Here is a 19,584-nt window from a genome sequence, read left to right on the forward strand (position 1 = left end):
AATCGAAAGGCTAGGAGCCGTTGATGAGCCTTCTACATGTGGATTTGGTATCCCTACGCCTCCTGGTCTTCGCGGCAGAAACGCTCAATCTGACCCAAGCGGCCCATCGCGCAAACATGACGCTCTCTACCGCGAGCAAGCGCCTGTCTGAGCTAGAGCGAATTACCGACTGCGCACTGTTCGTCCGCTTGCCACGCGGGGTGGAATTGACTGCAGCGGGTCGAGGCATCGCTGATCACGCTCGGCATATACTCGAGAGCGTCAACCGCATGGCTTGCGATGCAAATGACTTTGCCATGGGCGTGCGCGGTCACGTTCGGCTGACCGCCAACACGTCTGCTGTCGTGCAATTTCTACCCCAGGATCTGGCGAGCTACCTTGCCGATAACCCGCATGTCCGCATAGGGATGGACGAAGCGCTCAGCGACGACATTGTGGACGCTGTTTTCAATGGCCGAGCTGACATCGGGATTTTTGCTGACAACGTCGCGTCTGAGGGGCTGTTGAAGAGGGTCTACCGGCGTGATCAACTGGTGCTGCTGGTGCCCACTGATCACCCACTGACTGCATCGAGCGAGATAGCGCTGGCGGACGCGCTAGACTACGATTTCGTGGCACTCAACCAAGGCAGTTCGCTGCTGCGGCGCTTGACTGACGCAGCAGTAGCGAACGGAAAGATGCTGAAGGTTCGCATTCAGGTCAGCAGCTTCGATGGGATCTGCAGGATGATCGAGGCCGGCCTTGGCGTGGGCGTTCTGCCACTGGCATCAGTGAGGAAAGAGCTGCTAGGGACGCAGATCCAAGCCATCAGGCTCACCGATGACTGGGCCATGCGAACGCTGTATGTAGGGGTTGCAGGTGAGACCCAGCTATCGCCTGAGGCGGCCAAGCTGTTCGAGTATCTCGCGGGTAGAGAAAACGACCTGTAATTTGCGCAATGACGCCCGCACGATTCAAAGAAAAACCTGGGGTGAGATGCCCATCAACAATACTCGCGAACCGCACAATAGTTCGATAATCGCACAAAATCCGCTCCCCTCTCTCTACTTGTGCCCAATCTTGCGGCACGCTATCGGCAGTCAGCAAACATTTCCTAGGCGCTGACTGGCCCAGTCGCTTCGAAGCGCGCCGGCCAGGTCGACAATCCCTACTCCAGGAAAAACCAGGAGCTCGCTTTGATCAATAAAACGTTTGAGTCCATCGCCAGCGCGGTGGAAGGCATCACCGACGGTTCGACCATCATGGTCGGTGGCTTCGGCACTGCTGGTATGCCGTCTGAGCTGATTGATGCTCTGATCGCCACCGGTACCCGCGACCTGACCATCATCAGCAACAACGCCGGCAACGGTGAGGTCGGCCTGGCCGCGCTGCTCAAGGCGGGCAGTGTGCGCAAGGTGGTCTGCTCGTTCCCGCGCCAGTCCGACTCCTATGTCTTCGACGAACTGTTCCGGGCCGGCAAGATCGAACTCGAAGTGGTACCACAAGGCAACCTGGCCGAGCGTATCCGCGCTGCGGGCTCGGGCATCGGTGCGTTCTTCTCGCCGACCGGCTACGGCACCCTGCTGGCCGAAGGTAAAGAAACCCGTGAGATCGACGGCCGCCAATACGTCCTGGAAATGCCGCTGCACGCTGACTTCGCGCTGATCAAGGCGCACAAGGGTGACCGTTGGGGCAACCTGGTTTATCGCAAGGCCGCTCGCAACTTCGGCCCGATCATGGCCATGGCCGCCAAGACCGCCATTGCCCAGGTCGACCAGATTGTCGAACTCGGTGAACTGGACCCGGAACACATCATCACCCCGGGTATCTTCGTCCAGCGCGTGGTCGCCGTCACCGGCGCTGCCGCTTCTTCGATCGCCAACGCTGTCTGAGGCCTGCCATGACCATCACCAAAAAGCTCTCCCGCACCGAGATGGCCCAGCGCGTGGCCGCAGACATTCAGGAAGGCGCCTACGTCAACCTGGGCATCGGCGCACCGACCATGGTGGCCAACTACCTGGGCGACAAGGAAGTGTTCCTGCACAGCGAGAACGGCCTGCTGGGCATGGGCCCAAGCCCCGCGCCGGGCGAAGAAGACGATGACCTGATCAACGCCGGCAAGCAGCACGTGACCCTGCTCACCGGGGGTGCCTTCTTCCACCACGCCGACTCCTTCTCGATGATGCGTGGCGGCCACCTGGACATCGCCGTACTGGGCGCCTTCCAAGTGTCGGCCAAAGGTGACCTGGCCAACTGGCACACCGGCGCCGAAGGCTCGATCCCGGCCGTAGGCGGCGCGATGGACCTCGCCACCGGCGCCCGCCAGGTGTTCGTGATGATGGACCACCTGACCAAGTCCGGCGAAAGCAAGATCGTGCCCGAGTGCACTTATCCGCTGACTGGCATTGGGTGCGTCAGCCGCATCTACACCGACCTGGCCGTGCTGGACGTGACGTCCGACGGGCTGAAAGTGGTCGAGATCTGCGCCGACATCGACTTCGACGAGTTGCAGAAGCTCAGTGGCGTACCGCTGATCAAGTAATCCGCGCAAAGCGTAGGTATCCGCCTGCCGGCGAATGGACCTGAAACGGTCGCATCGCCGCCAAGGCGGATTCTACAGTGCGCGTTCGCAATTTCGAGCTACGGCTCCCCTAGATCTGCTGTAACCAATACCCCACATCCACCTCATCCATCTGCTCGGCCCACAAGAACCGCTCGCCATATTCCCGATACACGCCACTGCTCAGGAACAAGCGCAGCAGTTCACCATCCACATGGTTGTCCCGTGCCATGAACACCATAATCTTCACCGATTCGGACAGGGTCTTCGGCGCCTTGTACGGCCGATCCGCCGCCGTCAGTGCCTCGAAGATATCGGCGATCGCCATCACCCGTTCGGCGATACCCAGGTCTGCCTTGCCCAACCGCCGCGGGTAGCCAGTGCCGTCCATTTTTTCATGATGGTTACCGGCGATATCGGGCACACGCCGCATCTGACGCGGAAACGGCAGCGAACTGAGCATGATGATGGTCTGCACGATGTGTTCGTTGATCTTGAAGCGCTCCTCGTCGTTCAGCGTGCCGCGGCGGATTGATAGGTTGTACAACTCGCCGTAATCGCTGGCATTGGCCGGCAGGCGCATGTCGAACCCCCAGACATTGCGCGGGTCGCCTTTGGCCACCGGTGGTTTGCGCGGCCCCCAGGGCACCCGGTGTTCGCTGCGGTCGGCCAATAGCGGTTCGTCCACCGGCAGTTGCACAGGCGGCGCACCGGCAAAGCGCGCCGCTTCGTCGCGGGAGATGCCCAGGCGGTTGTCGAAATGGCGCTGCCAGCGCCGCTCGCCGATGCGGCGCAAACGCTCGACGTCTTCGTCCTGCATGCACTCGCCGCCAATATTGGCCTTGGCGACGAAGGCGAACGCCTCCTGTAGTTCAACCTTGTTCTGTTCAAGCGTACGTTGCAGCACCTGCCGATCCGCGCCGCTGGCCACGCCTTGCCAGTAAACCAGTTCGGCGTCGCGCCAGAGCACCTCGAAGCGCATGCGCACCTCATGGATGCGGTTGTACAGGGTCTCCAGCTTGGTGGCCTTGTCCACCACATATTCGGGGCTGGTGACCTTGCCGCAATCATGCAACCAGGCCGCTACCCGAAACTCATAACGCTCGGCCTCGCTCATGGTGAAACCGGCGTAGGGGCCACTGTCGGCCGCCACAGCCTTGTCCAACAGCATCTGCGCCAGTTGCGGCACACGTTCGCAGTGGCCTCCGGTGTAGGCACTCTTGGCATCGATGGCATCGGCCAGCAGCTTGATCATGGCATCGAGCAGGCGCTGCTGGTCCTCGACCAGCTGGCGGGTCTCGATTGCCACGGCAGCAGCGCCGGACAGTTCCTCGACAAAGCGTTGGAACGGTTCGCCCATTCCATCAAGCGCCTGCTCACTTGCCAGCTGCAGCACCAGGATGCCGAGCAACGCATGACCACGATCATTGAGCACCACCGCGTGACCGCGGCCCTGTAGTGCCAGGGCCTGTGTCACGGCGTTCGTCAGCTTATCAGGGGCGTGCTCGCCAATCGGCAACGCCTCTGGGTAGCCCTCGCCTCGGCAGGCGGCGGCCAGGCGCAGCTCGTCGCGCTCGGCATCGAACAGGTACACCGCGCCAGCACTGGCCCCGGCGGCGTCCACCAGAGGGGTGAGCACCCCTTCGAGCATGTGTTCCAACTGGCTTTCTCGGCTGAGCGTCAGGGTGATCGCCTGGAAGTTGCGAATAGTCGCGGACATGCGACCAAGCACCCGGCTCAACTCCCGCACCTCGGTCACCTGCGACTCAACCCCCACCTCACGGCTGAAATCGAAGCTGGCCAGGCCACGCACCTGATCGGCCAGAAGGCGCAGCGGGCGGCCGATTCGCCGGCCCAGCAAGCCACCGAGCGGCAGCAACACCCCCATCAGCACTGCGGCCCAGAGCAACTGCTCGACCAGCACCTTGCGTGCGTCGGCCAGCAGTTCGTGGGACGGCACGGCAATCAGCACCTGCAAGTCTTGCCCGGCCAGGGTCGTCAGTTGCTCGAGCATGCCGTACCACGTTTCACCGTCCACCTGGAACGCTTCAGGCTGGCTGCCCTGGGGCAAGTGCGCGTAGAGCTGTGCCAGGCTCGGGATGCCCAGCTCAGTGATACGGGACAGGCGCACGGCCTCCCCTTCATGCACGATGACCCGCGCCAGGTCCGGGTACGCCACCACACTGCCCTTCCCGTCTACCACGGCGATCTCGGTGCCTGCGGTCATGCGCATGTCGCGGGTTTCGCTGGCCAGGTCGTCGACCGAGACGTCCATGCCGACCACCGAGCCCCCGTCGACGCTGCGCTGGGCCATGGTCATGCCGATCTCGCGGGTGGTGAAGAACACGTAGGGATGGGTAAAGACAGTAGTAGATTGCCCGGATGCTTCGACGAACCAGGGGCGTACGCGGGGATCATAGCGGTAGTTCGGCTTGGCCTCGGACTGGAGTAGCGTCAGCGCCGTGTCGTAGAACCGCCACTCCCCCAACAGCGTGCCGTCGTCGCCCTTGCTGACGCTCTGCACCAGAAACGCGGTTGCCGCCGGTGCGGCGTAACGCTGGAGCAGTTGCGGGTCTTTGAGCCTGCGCACCAGCAAGAACTCGCCAGTGGGGTACCCCATATAAGCGGCGCTCAGCATCTTGTTGGCGTTGAGGCTTTCGACCAGTTGCGGCAACCGCTCCAGGCGCTGCGCGAGGGTGCTGGCCGTCGGGTTGAAGGCCAGCAGGCGGATGCTGCTTTGCACGGGGTCAATCATGCGACGGGCGCGTTCATCGATGGTCTTGCCGAACTGCCGGGCAGTGTCGCCGGCGGCAGCCACCAGCGTCTGCTGGACACCACGATAGCCCTGCCAGGCAAGCCCCGCGCCCAGCAGCGACATGCCCAGCACAATGGCCAACGCCACCAGCCATTGCAAGGAATAGCCGCGCCCTGGATTGCTCATGGCTGCGGCCCTCTGCCGCCTGAAGGCGCTGTAGCAATAAGCACACGCCATAGGCCACCTGGCTTCAGAGCAGCACGAGCGATCAACATGCAGCCCATCCCGGGTACTCCATGTGTGGCGATGCGAACAGTGTAATCAGCCAGGACGAACAGGCTGGCTGTAGAAGGGCAATGCGTGATTCACGGTTCGAGCATAGACCGTACCCGGCCGGGTAGCAGCATGGCCCTTAATACTGACATCTAGGTTTGAAACCGGCAGCAGAGAGTACACTTGTACTCCGCCCAAGGATCTCTTCACCCTCCTCGTGGATCAAGCAGCATTCACGGGCATCCCAGCACCCTGTAAATCTGCGAAACCACCTGCATCGTCGCCTCTTCCACCGTCCCTTCATTCCGGCACAACACCCACCCCTGCTCCGCCACCGCCCGCTCGAATGCCTCGGTACTGGCCACCTGTTCCCCCAAGTTGAACATCACCGTGCTCCCCAACCCACGCGAGCGCGCCGCGGCCCTCGCCCATGAAACCTCAGGGTCGGTGACCACGCCGACATGCAGGTCTGGCACGCGCACGTTTCGCTCGATGTTCAACTGCAGAATCTCCGCAAACGGCACTGTCCGCCGAAACGCGGCATCGGAGGGGTACCAGCGATCGATCAGGATGATGCTGCCAGGCGGCTGCTTGGGCAGCACATGCTGTGAGATCCAGCTTCGGCTATCAGCCAAGCGCTCACAAACCCCCAATTCCAGTTCCCGGCAGGGGGTTCTGGCGAGTTGGTTGACCAAGGCCATGGTTTCGCCCCGGTTGGGGTCGTTATTGCGCTCGCAAAGCCGGATTACCTTGTTGTTGCCTGCCCTCAATACTTTGGTAATGGCCTCCAGCAAGGTGGTCTTGCCGGTGCCTTTGGGCCCATCCAGAGAAACGAACAGCGGACGATTCATACGGCAGGTATCACTCACATAAGACAATAGAACTCGCTCACCTCTGCAACCTTCTGCCCCTGGGCATCGTACAACCGCGCCTCCGGCGTCAAGGCCATCGAGCGCGCCTCCAGCACGTAGCGCTGGCCCGCCTTGAAGTGCGGGTAGTTGAGGGTCAGGTAGCATTCGCGAACGGTGCTGCCCCCCATCATGCTCATGCCTGAGCCACCGCTGGCCTCGAAGTCGAAACGAACAATCAGCTCATGGCTGCCAGGGCTGACCTGGAAAAAGCGACCGTCGCGCAGGCGCTGATTGTCGAGACGTTCGGCCATCAGCACCCTGTCGTTGGGAAACGGCACCGAGAAATCGACCCAGGCCATCTGCGGGTTGGCGGCCGGCATGGGCGCCTGGCAACCTGCGATTGCTGTGATAGCGAGCAACAGCATGAATCTGCGCATGACGAAGGCCTCCTGCACAGGTAAACCCTTGATAACCAGTTTACGGCAATACGCGCTACGCCGTTGGCTGCGCTGACAGGGCACCCTAGCCTGCCTCACGCCCCAACACCGCCTTGAGCAACGCATCATTCAAATAGGCCACGTTCAAGCGCGTCCAAGGGTTAACCCGCGCCTGCTCCGGCGCAAAGATATGCCCTGGGGCAATCATGAAGCCCTTGGGCAGTAATTGCCGGGTCAGCTCCCTGGCGTCGTCGACATCGGCAAATCTGGCCCACAGGTACAGGCTTTGCTCGGGCCGCGCGAATACCTCGGCGCCGATCCCGTCGAGCATCTGCAAGCCCGCGCTGGTAGCGGCTTTCAAGCGCTCTTGAAGGCGGATCACGTGGCGCAGGAAGTGCCCTTCGGTGAGGATGACGTCGACCGTGCGCTCGCACAGCTCTGAGGTGCTGGTGTGCAGCAGCATCTTCAGGTCGCCCAGTTCATCGATCACCTCTTTGCTGCCCGCGATAAAGCCCACTCTCAAGGCCGCAGACACCGACTTGGAGAAGCTGCCGACATACAGTGAGCGCTGCAATTGGTCCAGTGCCGACACCTTGATCGCCGCAGCCGGTTTGAAATCGGCCATCGCATCATCGTCCACCAGCAGGAAGTTGTGTTCTTCAGCCAGTTGCACCAACCGATGCGCCTTGCTGGGGGAAATATCAGACCCCGTCGGGTTGTGGCCGACAGACTGGATGAAGAAAAGCTTGGGTTTATGCAGGCGCAGGTGCTGCTCCAGCACCTCGATATCCGGCCCATCTGCCAGCCGAGGTACCGAGAGCATGCGTGCGCCTTGCAACTGCAGCTTGCCAAACAGCGGGTAGTAGCCAGGGTCTTCCACCAACACGCTGTCGCCGGGGGCGATGAAGCGGCGAATGATCAGGTCCAGCGCATGGTTGGCGCCGTGGGTGGTGACGATTTGCCTGGGGCTGGCGGTGATTGCATAGCTGGCGAGCTTTTGCACCAGGTGTTGACGCAAGCTGGCGTTGCCCAGGCGGTTGCCATATCGAAACAGCGTGGTGACGCCGGTGCGCATGATTTGCCGGGTGAACTTGTCCAGGCGCATGTCCATCAACCACTCCACCGGCGGAAAGCCCTCGCCCAACGGCGAATGGCCAGGCTCGCGGACGAACTGCTGACGCATTAGCCAAATGGTGTCCATCGCCCGGGTGTAGGGCAGTGGCTCCTCTGGCTCGTGGCTGCGTGGCGCGCCCTGCTTGACGAAAAAACCTTGCCCGTGGCGCGCTTCGACCAGGCCTTGCGAGGCCAGCGACTCATAGGCATTGATCACGGTGTTTTTCGAATGGCCGAACAAACGCATGCACTCGCGCAGGGACGGCAGGCGTTCGCCAATGCGGTACGTGCCGTTGCCGATCTGCACTGCCAAGGATGCTGCCAGTTGCTCTGCGAGTGTCTGCCGCGCCATCGCCAGGTGTCCCGAATACCTTGTCTGAACAAAGGGTACAGCTTAGGTACTGTCTGGCCAAACTGTACCTTCTTTCACCAGACAGATCGGACTACGGTGGCGCCAACTCACAACAATAACTGCAAGGTACCCCTCCCCATGAGCATCGACTCCCGCCTGCCCATGTTCCGCGCCATGTCACCCGCTGAGCGCCTAAGCCACTTGCAGGACGCACTCGAACTGCCCCAGGCAGACGTCGCCCTGCTGCGAGACGCCGGCGCCTTGCCGTTGGACATCGCCGACGGCATGATCGAGAACGTGATCGGCACCTTCGAGCTGCCCTACGCGGTGGCCAGCAACTTCCAGATCAACGGCCGCGACGTGATCGTGCCGTTGGTGGTGGAAGAGCCCTCGGTGGTCGCCGCGGCCTCGTTCATGGCCAAGCTGGCACGCGAGGCCGGCGGCTTCAAGACGTCGAGTTCGCTGCCATTGATGCGCGCCCAGGTACAGATCGTCGAGGTCGCCGACCCCTTCAATGCACGCTTGAGCCTGTTGCGCCACAAAGACGAAATCATCGAACTGGCCAACCGCAAGGACCAGCTGCTCAACAGCTTAGGGGGCGGTTGCCGTGACATTGAGGTGCATACCTTCGCCCAGAGCCCGCGCGGGCCTATGCTGGTGGCCCACCTGATCGTCGACGTACGCGATGCCATGGGCGCCAACACGGTCAACACCATGGCAGAGGCAGTGGCACCCTTGCTCGAAGAAATTACCGGCGGCAAAGTCCGCCTGCGTATCCTCTCCAACCTGGCCGACCTGCGCCTGGCCCGCGCGCAGGTGCGTATTGCCCCAGAGCTGCTAAGTACCGGCGCCTACACAGGTGAAGAGGTCATCGAAGGCATCCTCGATGCCTACAACTTTGCCGTGGTCGACCCGTACCGCGCCGCCACCCACAACAAGGGCATCATGAATGGCATCGACCCGTTGATCGTCGCCACCGGAAATGACTGGCGTGCGGTCGAGGCCGGCGCCCATGCCTATGCATGCCGCAATGGACACTACGGTTCGCTGACCACCTGGGAGAAGGACAGCCAGGGCCATCTGGTCGGCACCCTGGAGATGCCCATGCCGGTCGGCCTGGTCGGCGGCGCCACCAAGACGCACCCCCTGGCGCAGCTGTCACTGCGCATCCTGGGGGTTAAAACCGCCCAGGAGCTGGCCGAAATCGCGGTTGCCGTCGGCCTTGCACAGAACCTCGGCGCGCTACGGGCACTGTCGACCGAAGGCATCCAGCGCGGCCATATGGCCTTGCACGCGCGCAACATTGCGCTGTCGGCGGGGGCACGCGGCGACGAGCTGAACTGGCTGGTCAAGCAGATGGTTGAGGCCCGCGACGTGCGTGCTGACAAAGCGGCAGAACTGCTCAAGCACAAGCGGGCGCCGTAATGGAGGCGGTACGGCTGGTCGAGGTGGGTGCGCGGGACGGCCTGGGGTAGCGCGCGCCCTGCTCGCCCAGCGCACAATGGCTTAAACGTCCTCTCTTCACGTTCATAACAATAAAAGCCCGCAAGGGCAGTGGGAGATTCTTCATGAAGTCTGAACTGTACGAAGTCTGGGGCGACACCGTAGACGGTCGCCACCTGGTCTACGCCATCGCCCTTGGCGCCGTGGTCAGCCTCGGCGCGTTCTTTACCGCGCAACAGCTGCTGGTGGGTTGGGTGGCGTCGGCGCAAATGGCACGGGCCTACGCAATGCTGATCGGCATTATCGGCTGCCTGGTCGGTGGCGGCATCAGTGCCGCGCTGTTCAAGCCCAAGCGCAATGTCGTCGAGCACCTGGCCGACCCTGCCTGGCGGGCCAAGATCCTGGTCGAATTGCAGAACGAGTTCGGCCCGCTGGGCAGCCTCGCCGACCTGCCTGCGGCGACCCTTGCAGAGCTGAAGGAAATGGACCTGTACGAGCTGTTCGCCGAGTACGAAAAAGGCCTGCCTGCGCTGCAGAACGACCCGAGCGCCCCCGCTACCGTGCCTGTACAGGCCGCCCCTGCCCACGGAGGCCGGCCATGATCGCCTTGGTGATGGATCAGTTCCTCATAGCCCTGGGCATGGGCATCCTCGGTGCGGTGATCTTTGCCGGCATCGGCCTGATTTCCGGCAGCGACGAAACCACTACCCTCGCCCCCTTGACCCTGCTGGTGGTGCTGCTGGGCGTGCCGGCGGCCGGTGTGCTGACGTTCTTCCTGGCCGGTGCCGTGGCCAAGCACATGACCCACGCGGTACCGACCGCGCTGTTGGGTATCCCCGGCGATACCATGGCAACGCCACTGATGCGCGAAGCCAACTTCCTGCGCAACCTGGGCGTGCCGCACATTGCCCTGCGCAAGATGATTTCCGGGGCTGTGATCGCAGCGTTGATCGCGGTACCGATGGCAGTGCTGTTCGCCGTGATGCTGGCGCCGTTCGGCGACATGATCAAACAGGCCGCGCCCTGGGTCTTCCTGCTGGCGGCAGTGGCCATCGCCTGGTTCTCCAAGGGCCGCCTGGCAGCGGTGCTGACCTTGATCCCGTTCGTCATGGTGATTGTCGGCCTGCAAAGCCTGACCGCGCAGTACGGCGTCAAGCTCAGCGTCAGTTACTTCCTTGGCATCGCTATCGGCCCGTTGATTGCGGCGCTGTTCTGCCTGCTCGCGCCCGCCGAACGCGCCAGCATGCGCCGCCAGCAGGTGCGCACGTTCTCGTTGTCGCCCGATGTGAAGCGCTGGGGTGGGTTCTTCCCCAACCCGCTGCGCGTACTGGACAGCAAGCAAACCCTGTGGACGGCGATCACTGCCGTTGTCTCCAGCGCCACATTCGTGTTCAGCCCGGTAGCGATGACCGTAATCATGGGCGAGGCCGTCGGTTCACGGATCAAGCACGTCTACCATCGCCTGACCACGGTCATCACCGCGCGCAACGGCGTCACCGAATCGACTTACCTGGCCGAAGCCTTGATTCCGCTGATCGCCTTCGGCCTGCCGCTGAGCCCGGTCGCTGCCGGCCCCGCCGCACCGCTGTTCAACGCCCCGCCACGCTTCAGCGTCGATGCTGCAAGCGGTGAGGTGAATAACCTGCATTCGTTGCTCAGTACCTGGGAGTTTCTGGGCTACGGCATGTTGGCGGTGGTGGTCGCGATCCTGATCGCCTACCCCTTCACCATGAATTACGCGCACCGAGCTGCTGCCTATGTGTCGCGCAACATCAGCCATGAAGCGGTGATCGCGACCTTTGTCGGCCTGATCCTGGTGATTGGCATCTGGGAAGGCGGCCTGTTGGGTTTGCTGGTGATTGTCACCATTGGCCTGCTGGGTGGTTTTCTCTCACGCTTTCTCGGTTTCAACATCGGCGTGCAGTTCATGGGGTACTACACCGCGGTGTTGACCGTGCCGGCGATGATTGCCCTGTTGGGGGTATAAGATCGAGCGCCGCCCGCGCGGCGCTCGATCTACGCACCATTTCCCCAACCCATTTCACCCAATTCCCCAGCCAGCAAATCACAGCCAATCCTGCCCATCATTGCGCCCATAGGAAAAAAACGCAGGATGTTGTGCGCAGAATTCGCTTGAGATGCACGGCCGCTTTGCCCATGGTGGCCAGCCTGACAGCTATTGCCTGAATAAAAGGCTGCAGGGCGTGGACGCAGGCGCACGACGATGCCTGTGGGTGGGGCGACAATGCCTGCAGTGGCAAACCTTGCACTGCAGCATCATTGCCGACGCCTCCCAGATAATAAGAGAGGACAAGGAAATGCAATCCAACAGTCTGAAGCAAAGCCTGAAACAACGGCACATCACCATGATTGCGCTGGGCGGGGTGATCGGCGCGGGGCTGTTCATGGGGTCGGGCAAGTTGATTGCCTCGGCAGGGCCTGCCGCGATCCTGTCGTATTTCATCGGCGGCATTGTGGTCACCCTGGTGATGTTCATGCTCGGCGAGATGGCCTGCCGCAACCCGGATGCAGGCTCGTTTTCAACCTATGCCAACAGCTACCTCGGCGAATGGGCAGGGTTTACCGTCGGCTGGCTGTACTGGCTAAAGTCGATGCTGACCATCACCTTGGAGGCGGTACTGCTGGGCGCCATCCTCAACGATTTTCTGCCTTGGCTGCCCATCTGGGCGGGCGCGTTCATCATGCTGGTGACGTTGATGGCGAGCAACGCCTACTCGGTCAAATCCTTCGCTGAAGTGGAGTACTGGCTGGCCGCAATGAAGGTCGCCACCATTCTGATCTTCATGGTGCTGGGGCTTTCGATTCTGCTCGGCCTGCACAGCAACATTCCTTCCCCTGGCTGGGTCAACCTGACCGCGCACGATGGTTTCATGCCCAATGGCCTGTCGCCGGTCATGGCGGGTGTGGTGGTGGTGATCTTCTCGCTGGGCGGGAGTGAAATCGCTGCCGTTGCCGCCGGTGAATCAGAGAACCCTCGCAAGAACGTCATTCGGGCCATCAAAAGCGTCATTCTGCGAGTGATGTTGTTCTATGTCGGTTCGGTGTCGATCCTGATCCTCTGCCTGCCGTGGACAGACACGGAGAACCTGGCGTCCCCGTATGTGTCGTTGTTCAGCCTGGCTGGGTTCAGTGGCGCCGCAGTGGCCATGAAGATCGTGTTGTTCATCTCGTTCATGTCGGTGATGAACTCCTTCATGTTCTCCAACTCGCGCATGCTGTTCTCGCTGAGCCAGCGTGGGCATGCGCCGAAGCTGTTCTCTCGCACCACGTCCAAAGGGGTACCGCTCAATGCGCTGCTGCTGAGCCTGAGCATCTGCCTGTTGATCCTGACCGTGCACTTTGTCAGCGGCGGCGACCTGTTCATGACCCTGGCCAAGAGCAGCGGCACGTTCGTGATGATCGTGTGGATCTTCATCATCGTCGCCCACTTCGCCATGCGCTGGAAAACCCGGCATGAAGCGGTCGACCCTACGGCGTTCCGTGCATGGTTCTTCCCTTACGCCAATATTGTTGCGCTGTTCGCACTGCTGGCGGTGATTGTCACCCAGGCATTCGACCCGGCCTCGCGGTTCCAGTTCTGGTTCACCTCGGTGACCTCACTGGTTGTGCTGGGGGCGTACTGGGTGATGCGTAATCGGCTGGCGGGGAAGACAATTGGCTATGTAGGTAGCTGATTGGCTAGGCCTGAAAGTACATCTCAGGCTCCAGGTGCAACATGACCGCTGTGGGAGCAACTGTCTTGTGGTGCTTGTTCCGGCCTCATCGCTGGCAAGCCAGCTCCCACAGGGTCAGCAACTCGCTTACGAACTTTGTTCTCTGCTCGACAACGCGGTCCAAAGGGCTGGGTGATTTCCCAGAGGATGGAATGCCCCCAAAAATTTGAACAAGAGAGTTGCTCACACAGGTGCGGCGCTAGCCTTGGAGGCTACACAGCTCGGGTGGGAGCCGGCTTGCCGGCGATGCAAGCGCCGCGGTGCATGGCACCGGCTTGCCGGTGATCGCCGGCAAGCCAGCTCCCACAGCCCTTGCTAAATCAATGAGCTATGTGTTGTTCTCTGGAGAGTCACTACACAACCCGCCGTGCATCCCTGCGCACGGCCTGCGGCGGCACGCCAAAGCCGCGCATGAACACCTCACGCATATGGCGGCGATCCCTGAACCCCGTTTCCCTCGCCACCGTATCCAGGCTGTGGCGGCTTTGCTCGATCATCAACCGGGCGGCCTCCAGGCGCAGGCTTTCCACCGCCTTGGCCGGTGATTGCCCCGTCTCCGCAGTAAACACACGGGTGAATTGCCGGGGGCTCAGGTGCACCACATCCGCCAGTTCCTCAACACTGAGCGGGCGGTTAAGGTGCTTGCGCGCGTAGTCCAGCGCGCTCTGGATGCGGTCTGACTTGGGCGCCAGCGACAACAATTCCGAATGCTGCGACTGGCCGCCAGAGCGGCGTTGATGCATCACCAGCTTGTGCGCAATAGAACGGGCAAGCTCAGCCCCCAAGTCCTTTTCCACCATCGCCAGCGCCATGTCCAGCGCGGCGGTCATCCCGGCCGAGGTCCACACAGGGCCGTCAACGATGAAGATACGGTCGTCCTCGACCGTGATTCGCGGGTGCATGCGCTGCAAGGCTTTGGCGTAGGCCCAGTGTGTGGTGGCGCGACGGCCCTCCAGTACACCCGCTTGGGCGAGCACGAATGTACCGGTGCACAGCCCTGCAGTGCGACGCGCCCCGTCGACAAACCCCCGCACGCTTTTCAGCACGTCGTCGGAAGGCGGCGTCAACGGGGTGAGTGTTCCGGTGACCATCCAGCTATCAGCAAGGCCCGGCGCCCCCAAGGGCAGCGTATCGATGTGCATCCCTAAAGAAGAGCGCACAGTCCCCCCGCCGATTGAGTAGTTCTGAATCCTGTAGACCTCTTCGCCCGCCACAAGGTTGGCGAACTCGAACACGGTCTGCGTTGCCAGGGACATGACCTGGAAGCCCTCCGTGATCAGATAGCCGACTCGATGCATTGCTGTGCTCCTTAACGCCATGTCCTGAATCAGTACTTTATGCGTCATTTAAGCCGCAGGCAAACTTGAGCATCATGGCGCCAGTCCCTACCCGCGGAGCTGCACCATGAGCCAAAGCGTTCGCTCCGCCATTTTCACCCCCAGCGTGAAAGTCTTACTTCATTCAGCGGGTTTCTGGACTAAACCCAAGCGGATAGCCTGCGCCCAACTTCCCATTCCACTGAGGTAATGCCAATGAAGGCCGTCGTATACACCCAAGCCGGTTTGCCGATTCAAGACCCACATTCGCTGTTCGACACAGACCTGCCCAAGCCAACACCCGGCGCCCGAGACCTGCTGGTCGAGGTCAAGGCCATTGCCGTCAACCCGGTCGATACCAAAGTGCGCGCCTCACGCCAGACCGGCCAGCCGCAGGTATTGGGGTGGGACGCGGTGGGGATCGTGCGTGAGGTAGGCGCCGAGGTCACGTTGTTCCAGCCAGGCGACGAGGTTTTCTATGCCGGCGCCATCGATCGCCCGGGCAGCTACAGCGAATATCACCTGGTCGACGAACGCATTGTCGGGCACAAACCGCGTAGCCTCGACGATGCCAGTGCCGCCGCGTTGCCATTGACCTCCATCACTGCCTGGGAACTGTTGTTTGATCGACTGGGTATCGCACCGAACGGTGGCGTGGGGCAAAGCCTGTTGGTGATCGGGGCTGGCGGCGGCGTCGGCTCAATCCTGGTGCAACTGGCCCGGCAGCTCACGCAACTCACGGTCATCGGCACCGCCTCCCGGCCCGAAACCCAGCAATGGGTCAGCGAACTGGGTGCCCACCATGTCATCGACCATTCGGCTTCGATCGCCTTGCAACTGGAAGCACTTGGGGGCAATCCCGTTGATTATGTGATCAGCCTGACGCATACCGATACCTACCTGCCGCAGCTTGTGGAGGTGCTTCGCCCACAAGGCAAACTCGCACTCATCGATGACCCCGCGCAGTTGGACGTCATGCCACTCAAGCGCAAATCGCTGTCGCTGCACTGGGAACTCATGTTCACGCGCTCGCTTTACCACACCGAAGACATGATCAAACAACACCAGCTACTCGAGAAGGTATCAGCGCTTATCGACGAAGGTGTACTCAAGACCACCGTCGGCGAGCACTTCGGCACCATCAACGCGGAAAACCTCAAGCGTGCCCATGCCCTCATAGAGCGTGGCCAGGCCCGGGGCAAGATTGTTTTGGAAGGTTTCTGATCCCGGCACACTGTTGCAACTTCCAAGAGGGCCAACTTTGCGCTGGCCCTCTTGCGCCCCTGATGACGAAGCGTAACGCGCCCGCTAGAATCAAACGCTGAATGTGACCGTAAACACTTCGTTTGCCTGAAACTGTTCGGCGGTCATGCAGGCAGCCGGTGTCTGGTAAACCGGCAGGGGCCGCCTATGACTTTGCAACCTCCCGTCAATCTGACCAACTGCGATCGCGAACCCATCCAGATTCCGGGCAGCATCCAACCGCATGGTTGCCTGTTGGCCTGCAATGCGTCAGCAAGCGTGGTCCTGCGTCACTCGGCCAATACCCCAGGCATGCTGGGCGTTGCCGGGGACATCAACGGTCAACGCCTCGAAGCAATTATCGGCACCGAGGCTGCGCATACCCTTCGCAACGCACTGGCACGGGTCAAAGAGGGCACTCGCCCAGCACTGTCGTTTGCCGTGAGCCTGCCGTCCGGTCAGGCGTTCGATATTGCCGCGCATATTTACAAAGGCACCGCCATCCTCGAGTTCGAGCCCTGCGGTGCAAGCATCGCCGAGCCGATTGAGCTGGTCCGCACCGTCATCGCCCAACTGCGCGAGATCGACCGCTCCGAGAAGCTATTCGCCGACACTGCCCGACGTGTGCGAGCACTGCTGGGCTACGACCGGGTGATGATCTACCAGCTTGGCGTTGACGGCGCTGGCAAGGTGATTGCCGAGGCCAAGCGCAGCGGCCTGGAAAGCTTTTTGGGGCAGTACTTCCCCGCGTCCGACATTCCGCAGCAGGCGCGCGCCCTGTACCTGCGCAATCCGGTCCGCATCATTTCCGATGCCCAGTTCAAGACCGTGCCCATCACCCCTGTGCTGGACCTGAATGGTGAACCGCTCGACCTGTCCTACGCGCACCTGCGCAGCGTCTCGCCCATTCACTGCGAATACCTGAGCAATATGGGCGTAGGCGCGTCCATGTCCATTTCGATCATCGTCGACGGCGCGCTCTGGGGGCTGATTGCCTGCCACCATTACGCACCCCGCACGTTGTCCATGGGCCAACGCGTCGCGGCAGAAATGTTCGGCGAATTTTTCTCGCTGCATATCCAGACCCTACGCGCCAAGCAAAGCCTGGAGGCGGCCGCCTACGCACGCGAAGTGCTCGACAACCTGCTGCGTGATGCACACCGCACCGCCGACTTCGGGGAACTGCTGCGTGCTCGCATGACGGACTTCAAGGCGCTCATCCCCTGCGACGGCATCGGCATGTCGCTGCAAGGCCGCTGGACCGCTGAGGCACTGACACCGCCAAACGTGGCGTTGCCCAGCTTGTTGAGATTCGCCGAAGGTGTCGCCGAGGGCCGTACCTGGGCTTCGAACTGCCTCTCGATGGCGCACCCACCTGCCCAGGATTACGCCGTCGACGTTTCGGGCGTGTTGGTCATTCCGATGTCTCAGCAGCCCCGGGATTACCTGATGCTGTTTCGCAAAGAGGTGATCGAGACCCTGGATTGGGCCGGCGACCCTAACAAGACCTACGACAGCGGCCCGTTAGGTGAACGCCTGACGCCACGCAAGAGCTTCGCGGTGTGGAAACAGACCGTTCACCACCACTCACAGCCTTGGTCCGAGCAAGACCGCCAGTTTGGCGAGGCCATCCGCGCCGCGATAGTCGAGGTGGTGCTTCATAACAGTGAGCTCATGGCCGACGAGCGCTCCAAGGCGGACGTCCGCCAACGGATGCTCAACGAAGAGCTCAACCACCGGGTGAAGAACATTCTTTCGCTGATCGGTGCCCTGGTGGCCCACCCCACCGCCGAAAACCAGACCCTCAACAGCTACGTGGCAACGCTCAAAGGCCGCATTCAGGCGCTTTCCCTGGCGCATGACCAGGTCGTGCGAGGGGATGGCGGTGGGCGCTTCTCCACGCTTCTGGAAGCCGAACTGTCGCCCTACCGCACCTCGGCCGATGTCATCGAGCTGAAAGGCCCCAGCCTGCTGCTTGATGCCCGCGCCTACTCGGTGCTGGCCTTGGTGCTCCACGAACTGGCGACCAACGCCGCCAAGTACGGCGCGCTGTCTCGGGCAGGTGGCAAGCTGGCCGTGAGTTGGCAGGTCGATGTGAGTGGGGCGTGCGACATCACGTGGCGCGAAAGCGGTGGGCCAACGGTTCGCCCACCCAGCCGAAGTGGTTTCGGTTCGGTGCTGATCGAACGCAGCATCCCCTTCGACCTCGGCGGCACCAGCACGCTCGAATACAGGCCAGAAGGGCTGCAGGGGTATTTCAAGATCCCTGCCAAACACCTGACCCAGGTCGAAACGGTCGATGCCGTTGCGCCAATGGCGCCACCGGCTGCGCCTCATGTCAGCGGCTCGGGCCTGGTCAAATCCTGCGTGCTGATTCTCGAGGACCAACTGGTTATTGCAGTAGGCCTCGAACAGATTCTGGCCGATGCGCTGGTCGAAGACGTGATCACCGCAAGCTCCGAAGCCGAGACGATGAAGCTGCTCGCCAGCCGCAGGCCAGATGTCGCGGTGCTGGATATCAACCTGGGGACGGGCACGTCGATTGCCGTCGCCGAAGAACTCACGCGCAAAAACATTCCCTTCCTGTTCGCCACCGGCTATGGCGACAGCATCAGCATTCCTGCGCATTTGAAGCACGTCCCTGTTGTGCGCAAGCCCTACGATGCCCTGACGATTCTGACGAATCTGGAAAGCCTGATCGACAGTGGGCAGTAGGCTGCGGGAGCAAACGATCGCCCGCTGCCTACCCTGCCCAGGCTCACGCTCTAGATCTGAGCCTGACCGCCATCGACAAACAGCTCGGCGCCATTGACGAAACTTGAGTCATCGCTCGCCAGGAAGACGGCGGCATTGGCAATTTCCACAGGCTCACCCACACGTCCCAGCGGCACCTGGGCGGCCAGGTAGTCGAGCAACCCCTGCTGTTGCTCTGCATCGGGGCCCGCCAGGTCAACCAGGCCTGGGGTTCGCGTGGCACCTGGGCTGAGGGTGTTGACCCTGACCCCGCGGTCCTTCAAGTCGAGGATCCAGCTGCGTGCGAATGCCCGAACGGCGGCCTTGGACGCCGAGTACACGCTGAATGCCGCAGTCCCGGAGCTACCGGCGGTAGAGCCCGTAAGAATGATGGAGGCGTTCGGCGCCAGCAACGGCAACGCTTTCTGCACTGTGAACAGCACACCTTTGACGTTGCGGTCGAACGTATCGTCGTAGTGGGCTTCGGTGATGTCTCCCAAAGGGAGCATCGAGCCGCCACCCGCGTTGGCGAACAGCACATCCAGACGCCCCTGTTGCTGGCCGATTTGGGCATACAGCGCGTCCAACTGGTCAAGCCGGGTCGAATCGACGGCGATGCCGGTGGCGTTACCGACCAGCGCTACGGCCTTGTCCAGCTCGCTCTGGCGGCGGCCGGTGATGTACACATGGGCGCCCTCCTCTGCAAAACGTTTGGCGGTGGCCAGGCCGATACCGGTGGTGCCGCCGGTTACCAGTGCGATCTTGCCTTCAAGTTTGTTGCTCATGGTGTTTCTCC

General features: G+C 61.8%; 15 protein-coding genes. 9 read left to right on the forward strand and 6 right to left on the reverse strand.

Annotated features, from left to right (window positions below):
* Window positions 1–23 precede the first annotated feature (23 nt).
* The 3 genes from D886_RS0107490 to D886_RS0107500 all read left to right on the forward strand — a co-directional run bounded on the left by D886_RS0107490 (window position 24) and on the right by D886_RS0107500 (window position 2,521).
* Window positions 24–929, forward strand: coding sequence for a LysR family transcriptional regulator (locus D886_RS0107490; protein ID WP_371097316.1), 906 nt, complete (start codon window positions 24–26; stop codon window positions 927–929).
* A gap of 246 nt (window positions 930–1,175) precedes the next feature.
* Window positions 1,176–1,871 (forward strand): 3-oxoacid CoA-transferase subunit A, encoded by a 696-nt coding sequence (locus D886_RS0107495; RefSeq protein ID WP_027593311.1) that lies wholly within the window; start codon window positions 1,176–1,178, stop codon window positions 1,869–1,871.
* Between the two features lie 8 nt (window positions 1,872–1,879).
* The gene (locus D886_RS0107500; protein ID WP_027593312.1) at window positions 1,880–2,521 is read left to right on the forward strand and encodes a 3-oxoacid CoA-transferase subunit B; all 642 of its coding nucleotides are present in this window, start codon (window positions 1,880–1,882) and stop codon (window positions 2,519–2,521) included.
* A 109-nt stretch (window positions 2,522–2,630) separates the two neighbouring features.
* On the opposite strand, the gene D886_RS0107505 is transcribed toward D886_RS0107500, so the two are convergent.
* The 4 genes from D886_RS0107505 to D886_RS0107520 all read right to left on the reverse strand — a co-directional run bounded on the left by D886_RS0107505 (window position 2,631) and on the right by D886_RS0107520 (window position 8,320).
* Window positions 2,631–5,480 (reverse strand): HD domain-containing phosphohydrolase, encoded by a 2,850-nt coding sequence (locus D886_RS0107505; protein ID WP_027593313.1) that lies wholly within the window; start codon window positions 5,478–5,480, stop codon window positions 2,631–2,633.
* 320 nt (window positions 5,481–5,800) lie between these two features.
* Window positions 5,801–6,418: a dTMP kinase gene (locus D886_RS0107510; RefSeq protein WP_027593314.1), complete on the reverse strand. Its 618-nt coding sequence runs from the start codon at window positions 6,416–6,418 to the stop codon at window positions 5,801–5,803.
* Between the two features lie 14 nt (window positions 6,419–6,432).
* Window positions 6,433–6,855: a hypothetical protein gene (locus D886_RS0107515; RefSeq protein ID WP_027593315.1), complete on the reverse strand. Its 423-nt coding sequence runs from the start codon at window positions 6,853–6,855 to the stop codon at window positions 6,433–6,435.
* Between the two features lie 85 nt (window positions 6,856–6,940).
* The gene (locus D886_RS0107520; protein WP_027593316.1) at window positions 6,941–8,320 is read right to left on the reverse strand and encodes a PLP-dependent aminotransferase family protein; all 1,380 of its coding nucleotides are present in this window, start codon (window positions 8,318–8,320) and stop codon (window positions 6,941–6,943) included.
* 138 nt (window positions 8,321–8,458) lie between these two features.
* Here D886_RS0107520 and D886_RS0107525 point away from each other — a divergent pair, with 138 nt between their 5' ends.
* The 4 genes from D886_RS0107525 to D886_RS0107540 all read left to right on the forward strand — a co-directional run bounded on the left by D886_RS0107525 (window position 8,459) and on the right by D886_RS0107540 (window position 13,458).
* Complete coding sequence (locus tag D886_RS0107525) at window positions 8,459–9,745, forward strand: hydroxymethylglutaryl-CoA reductase, degradative (protein WP_027593317.1); 1,287 nt, start codon at window positions 8,459–8,461, stop codon at window positions 9,743–9,745.
* A 143-nt stretch (window positions 9,746–9,888) separates the two neighbouring features.
* Window positions 9,889–10,365 carry a hypothetical protein gene (locus D886_RS0107530; RefSeq protein ID WP_027593318.1) on the forward strand — a complete coding sequence of 159 codons (477 nt, stop codon included), beginning with the start codon at window positions 9,889–9,891 and terminating at the stop codon, window positions 10,363–10,365.
* Complete coding sequence (locus D886_RS0107535) at window positions 10,362–11,750, forward strand: tripartite tricarboxylate transporter permease (protein WP_027593319.1); 1,389 nt, start codon at window positions 10,362–10,364, stop codon at window positions 11,748–11,750. The genes D886_RS0107530 and D886_RS0107535 overlap by 4 nt, the downstream gene beginning before the upstream one ends.
* 331 nt (window positions 11,751–12,081) lie before the next feature.
* Window positions 12,082–13,458 carry an amino acid permease gene (locus D886_RS0107540; RefSeq protein WP_027593320.1) on the forward strand — a complete coding sequence of 459 codons (1,377 nt, stop codon included), beginning with the start codon at window positions 12,082–12,084 and terminating at the stop codon, window positions 13,456–13,458.
* Between the two features lie 392 nt (window positions 13,459–13,850).
* Here the strand turns inward: D886_RS0107540 and D886_RS0107545 are convergent, their stop codons facing one another.
* A complete protein-coding gene (locus D886_RS0107545; RefSeq protein ID WP_027593321.1) occupies window positions 13,851–14,795 on the reverse strand; it encodes a GlxA family transcriptional regulator in 945 nt (314 codons plus the stop codon).
* Window positions 14,796–15,029: 234 nt separating this feature from the next.
* Between D886_RS0107545 and D886_RS0107550 the strand changes: the two genes are divergently transcribed.
* Window positions 15,030–16,037, forward strand: a complete 1,008-nt coding sequence (locus D886_RS0107550; RefSeq protein WP_027593322.1) for a zinc-binding alcohol dehydrogenase family protein — start codon at window positions 15,030–15,032, stop codon at window positions 16,035–16,037.
* A gap of 186 nt (window positions 16,038–16,223) precedes the next feature.
* Window positions 16,224–18,770: an HWE histidine kinase domain-containing protein gene (locus D886_RS0107555; RefSeq protein WP_027593323.1), complete on the forward strand. Its 2,547-nt coding sequence runs from the start codon at window positions 16,224–16,226 to the stop codon at window positions 18,768–18,770.
* Between the two features lie 50 nt (window positions 18,771–18,820).
* Here D886_RS0107555 and D886_RS0107560 read toward each other — a convergent pair whose 3' ends face one another.
* Entirely contained in the window at window positions 18,821–19,573 is a 753-nt protein-coding gene (locus D886_RS0107560) for an SDR family NAD(P)-dependent oxidoreductase (protein WP_027593324.1), read from the reverse strand.
* Between the last annotated feature and the right edge of the window lie 11 nt (window positions 19,574–19,584).

Source organism: Pseudomonas sp. LAIL14HWK12:I7 (assembly GCF_000483465.1).
GTDB lineage: Bacteria > Pseudomonadota > Gammaproteobacteria > Pseudomonadales > Pseudomonadaceae > Aquipseudomonas > Aquipseudomonas kermanshahensis.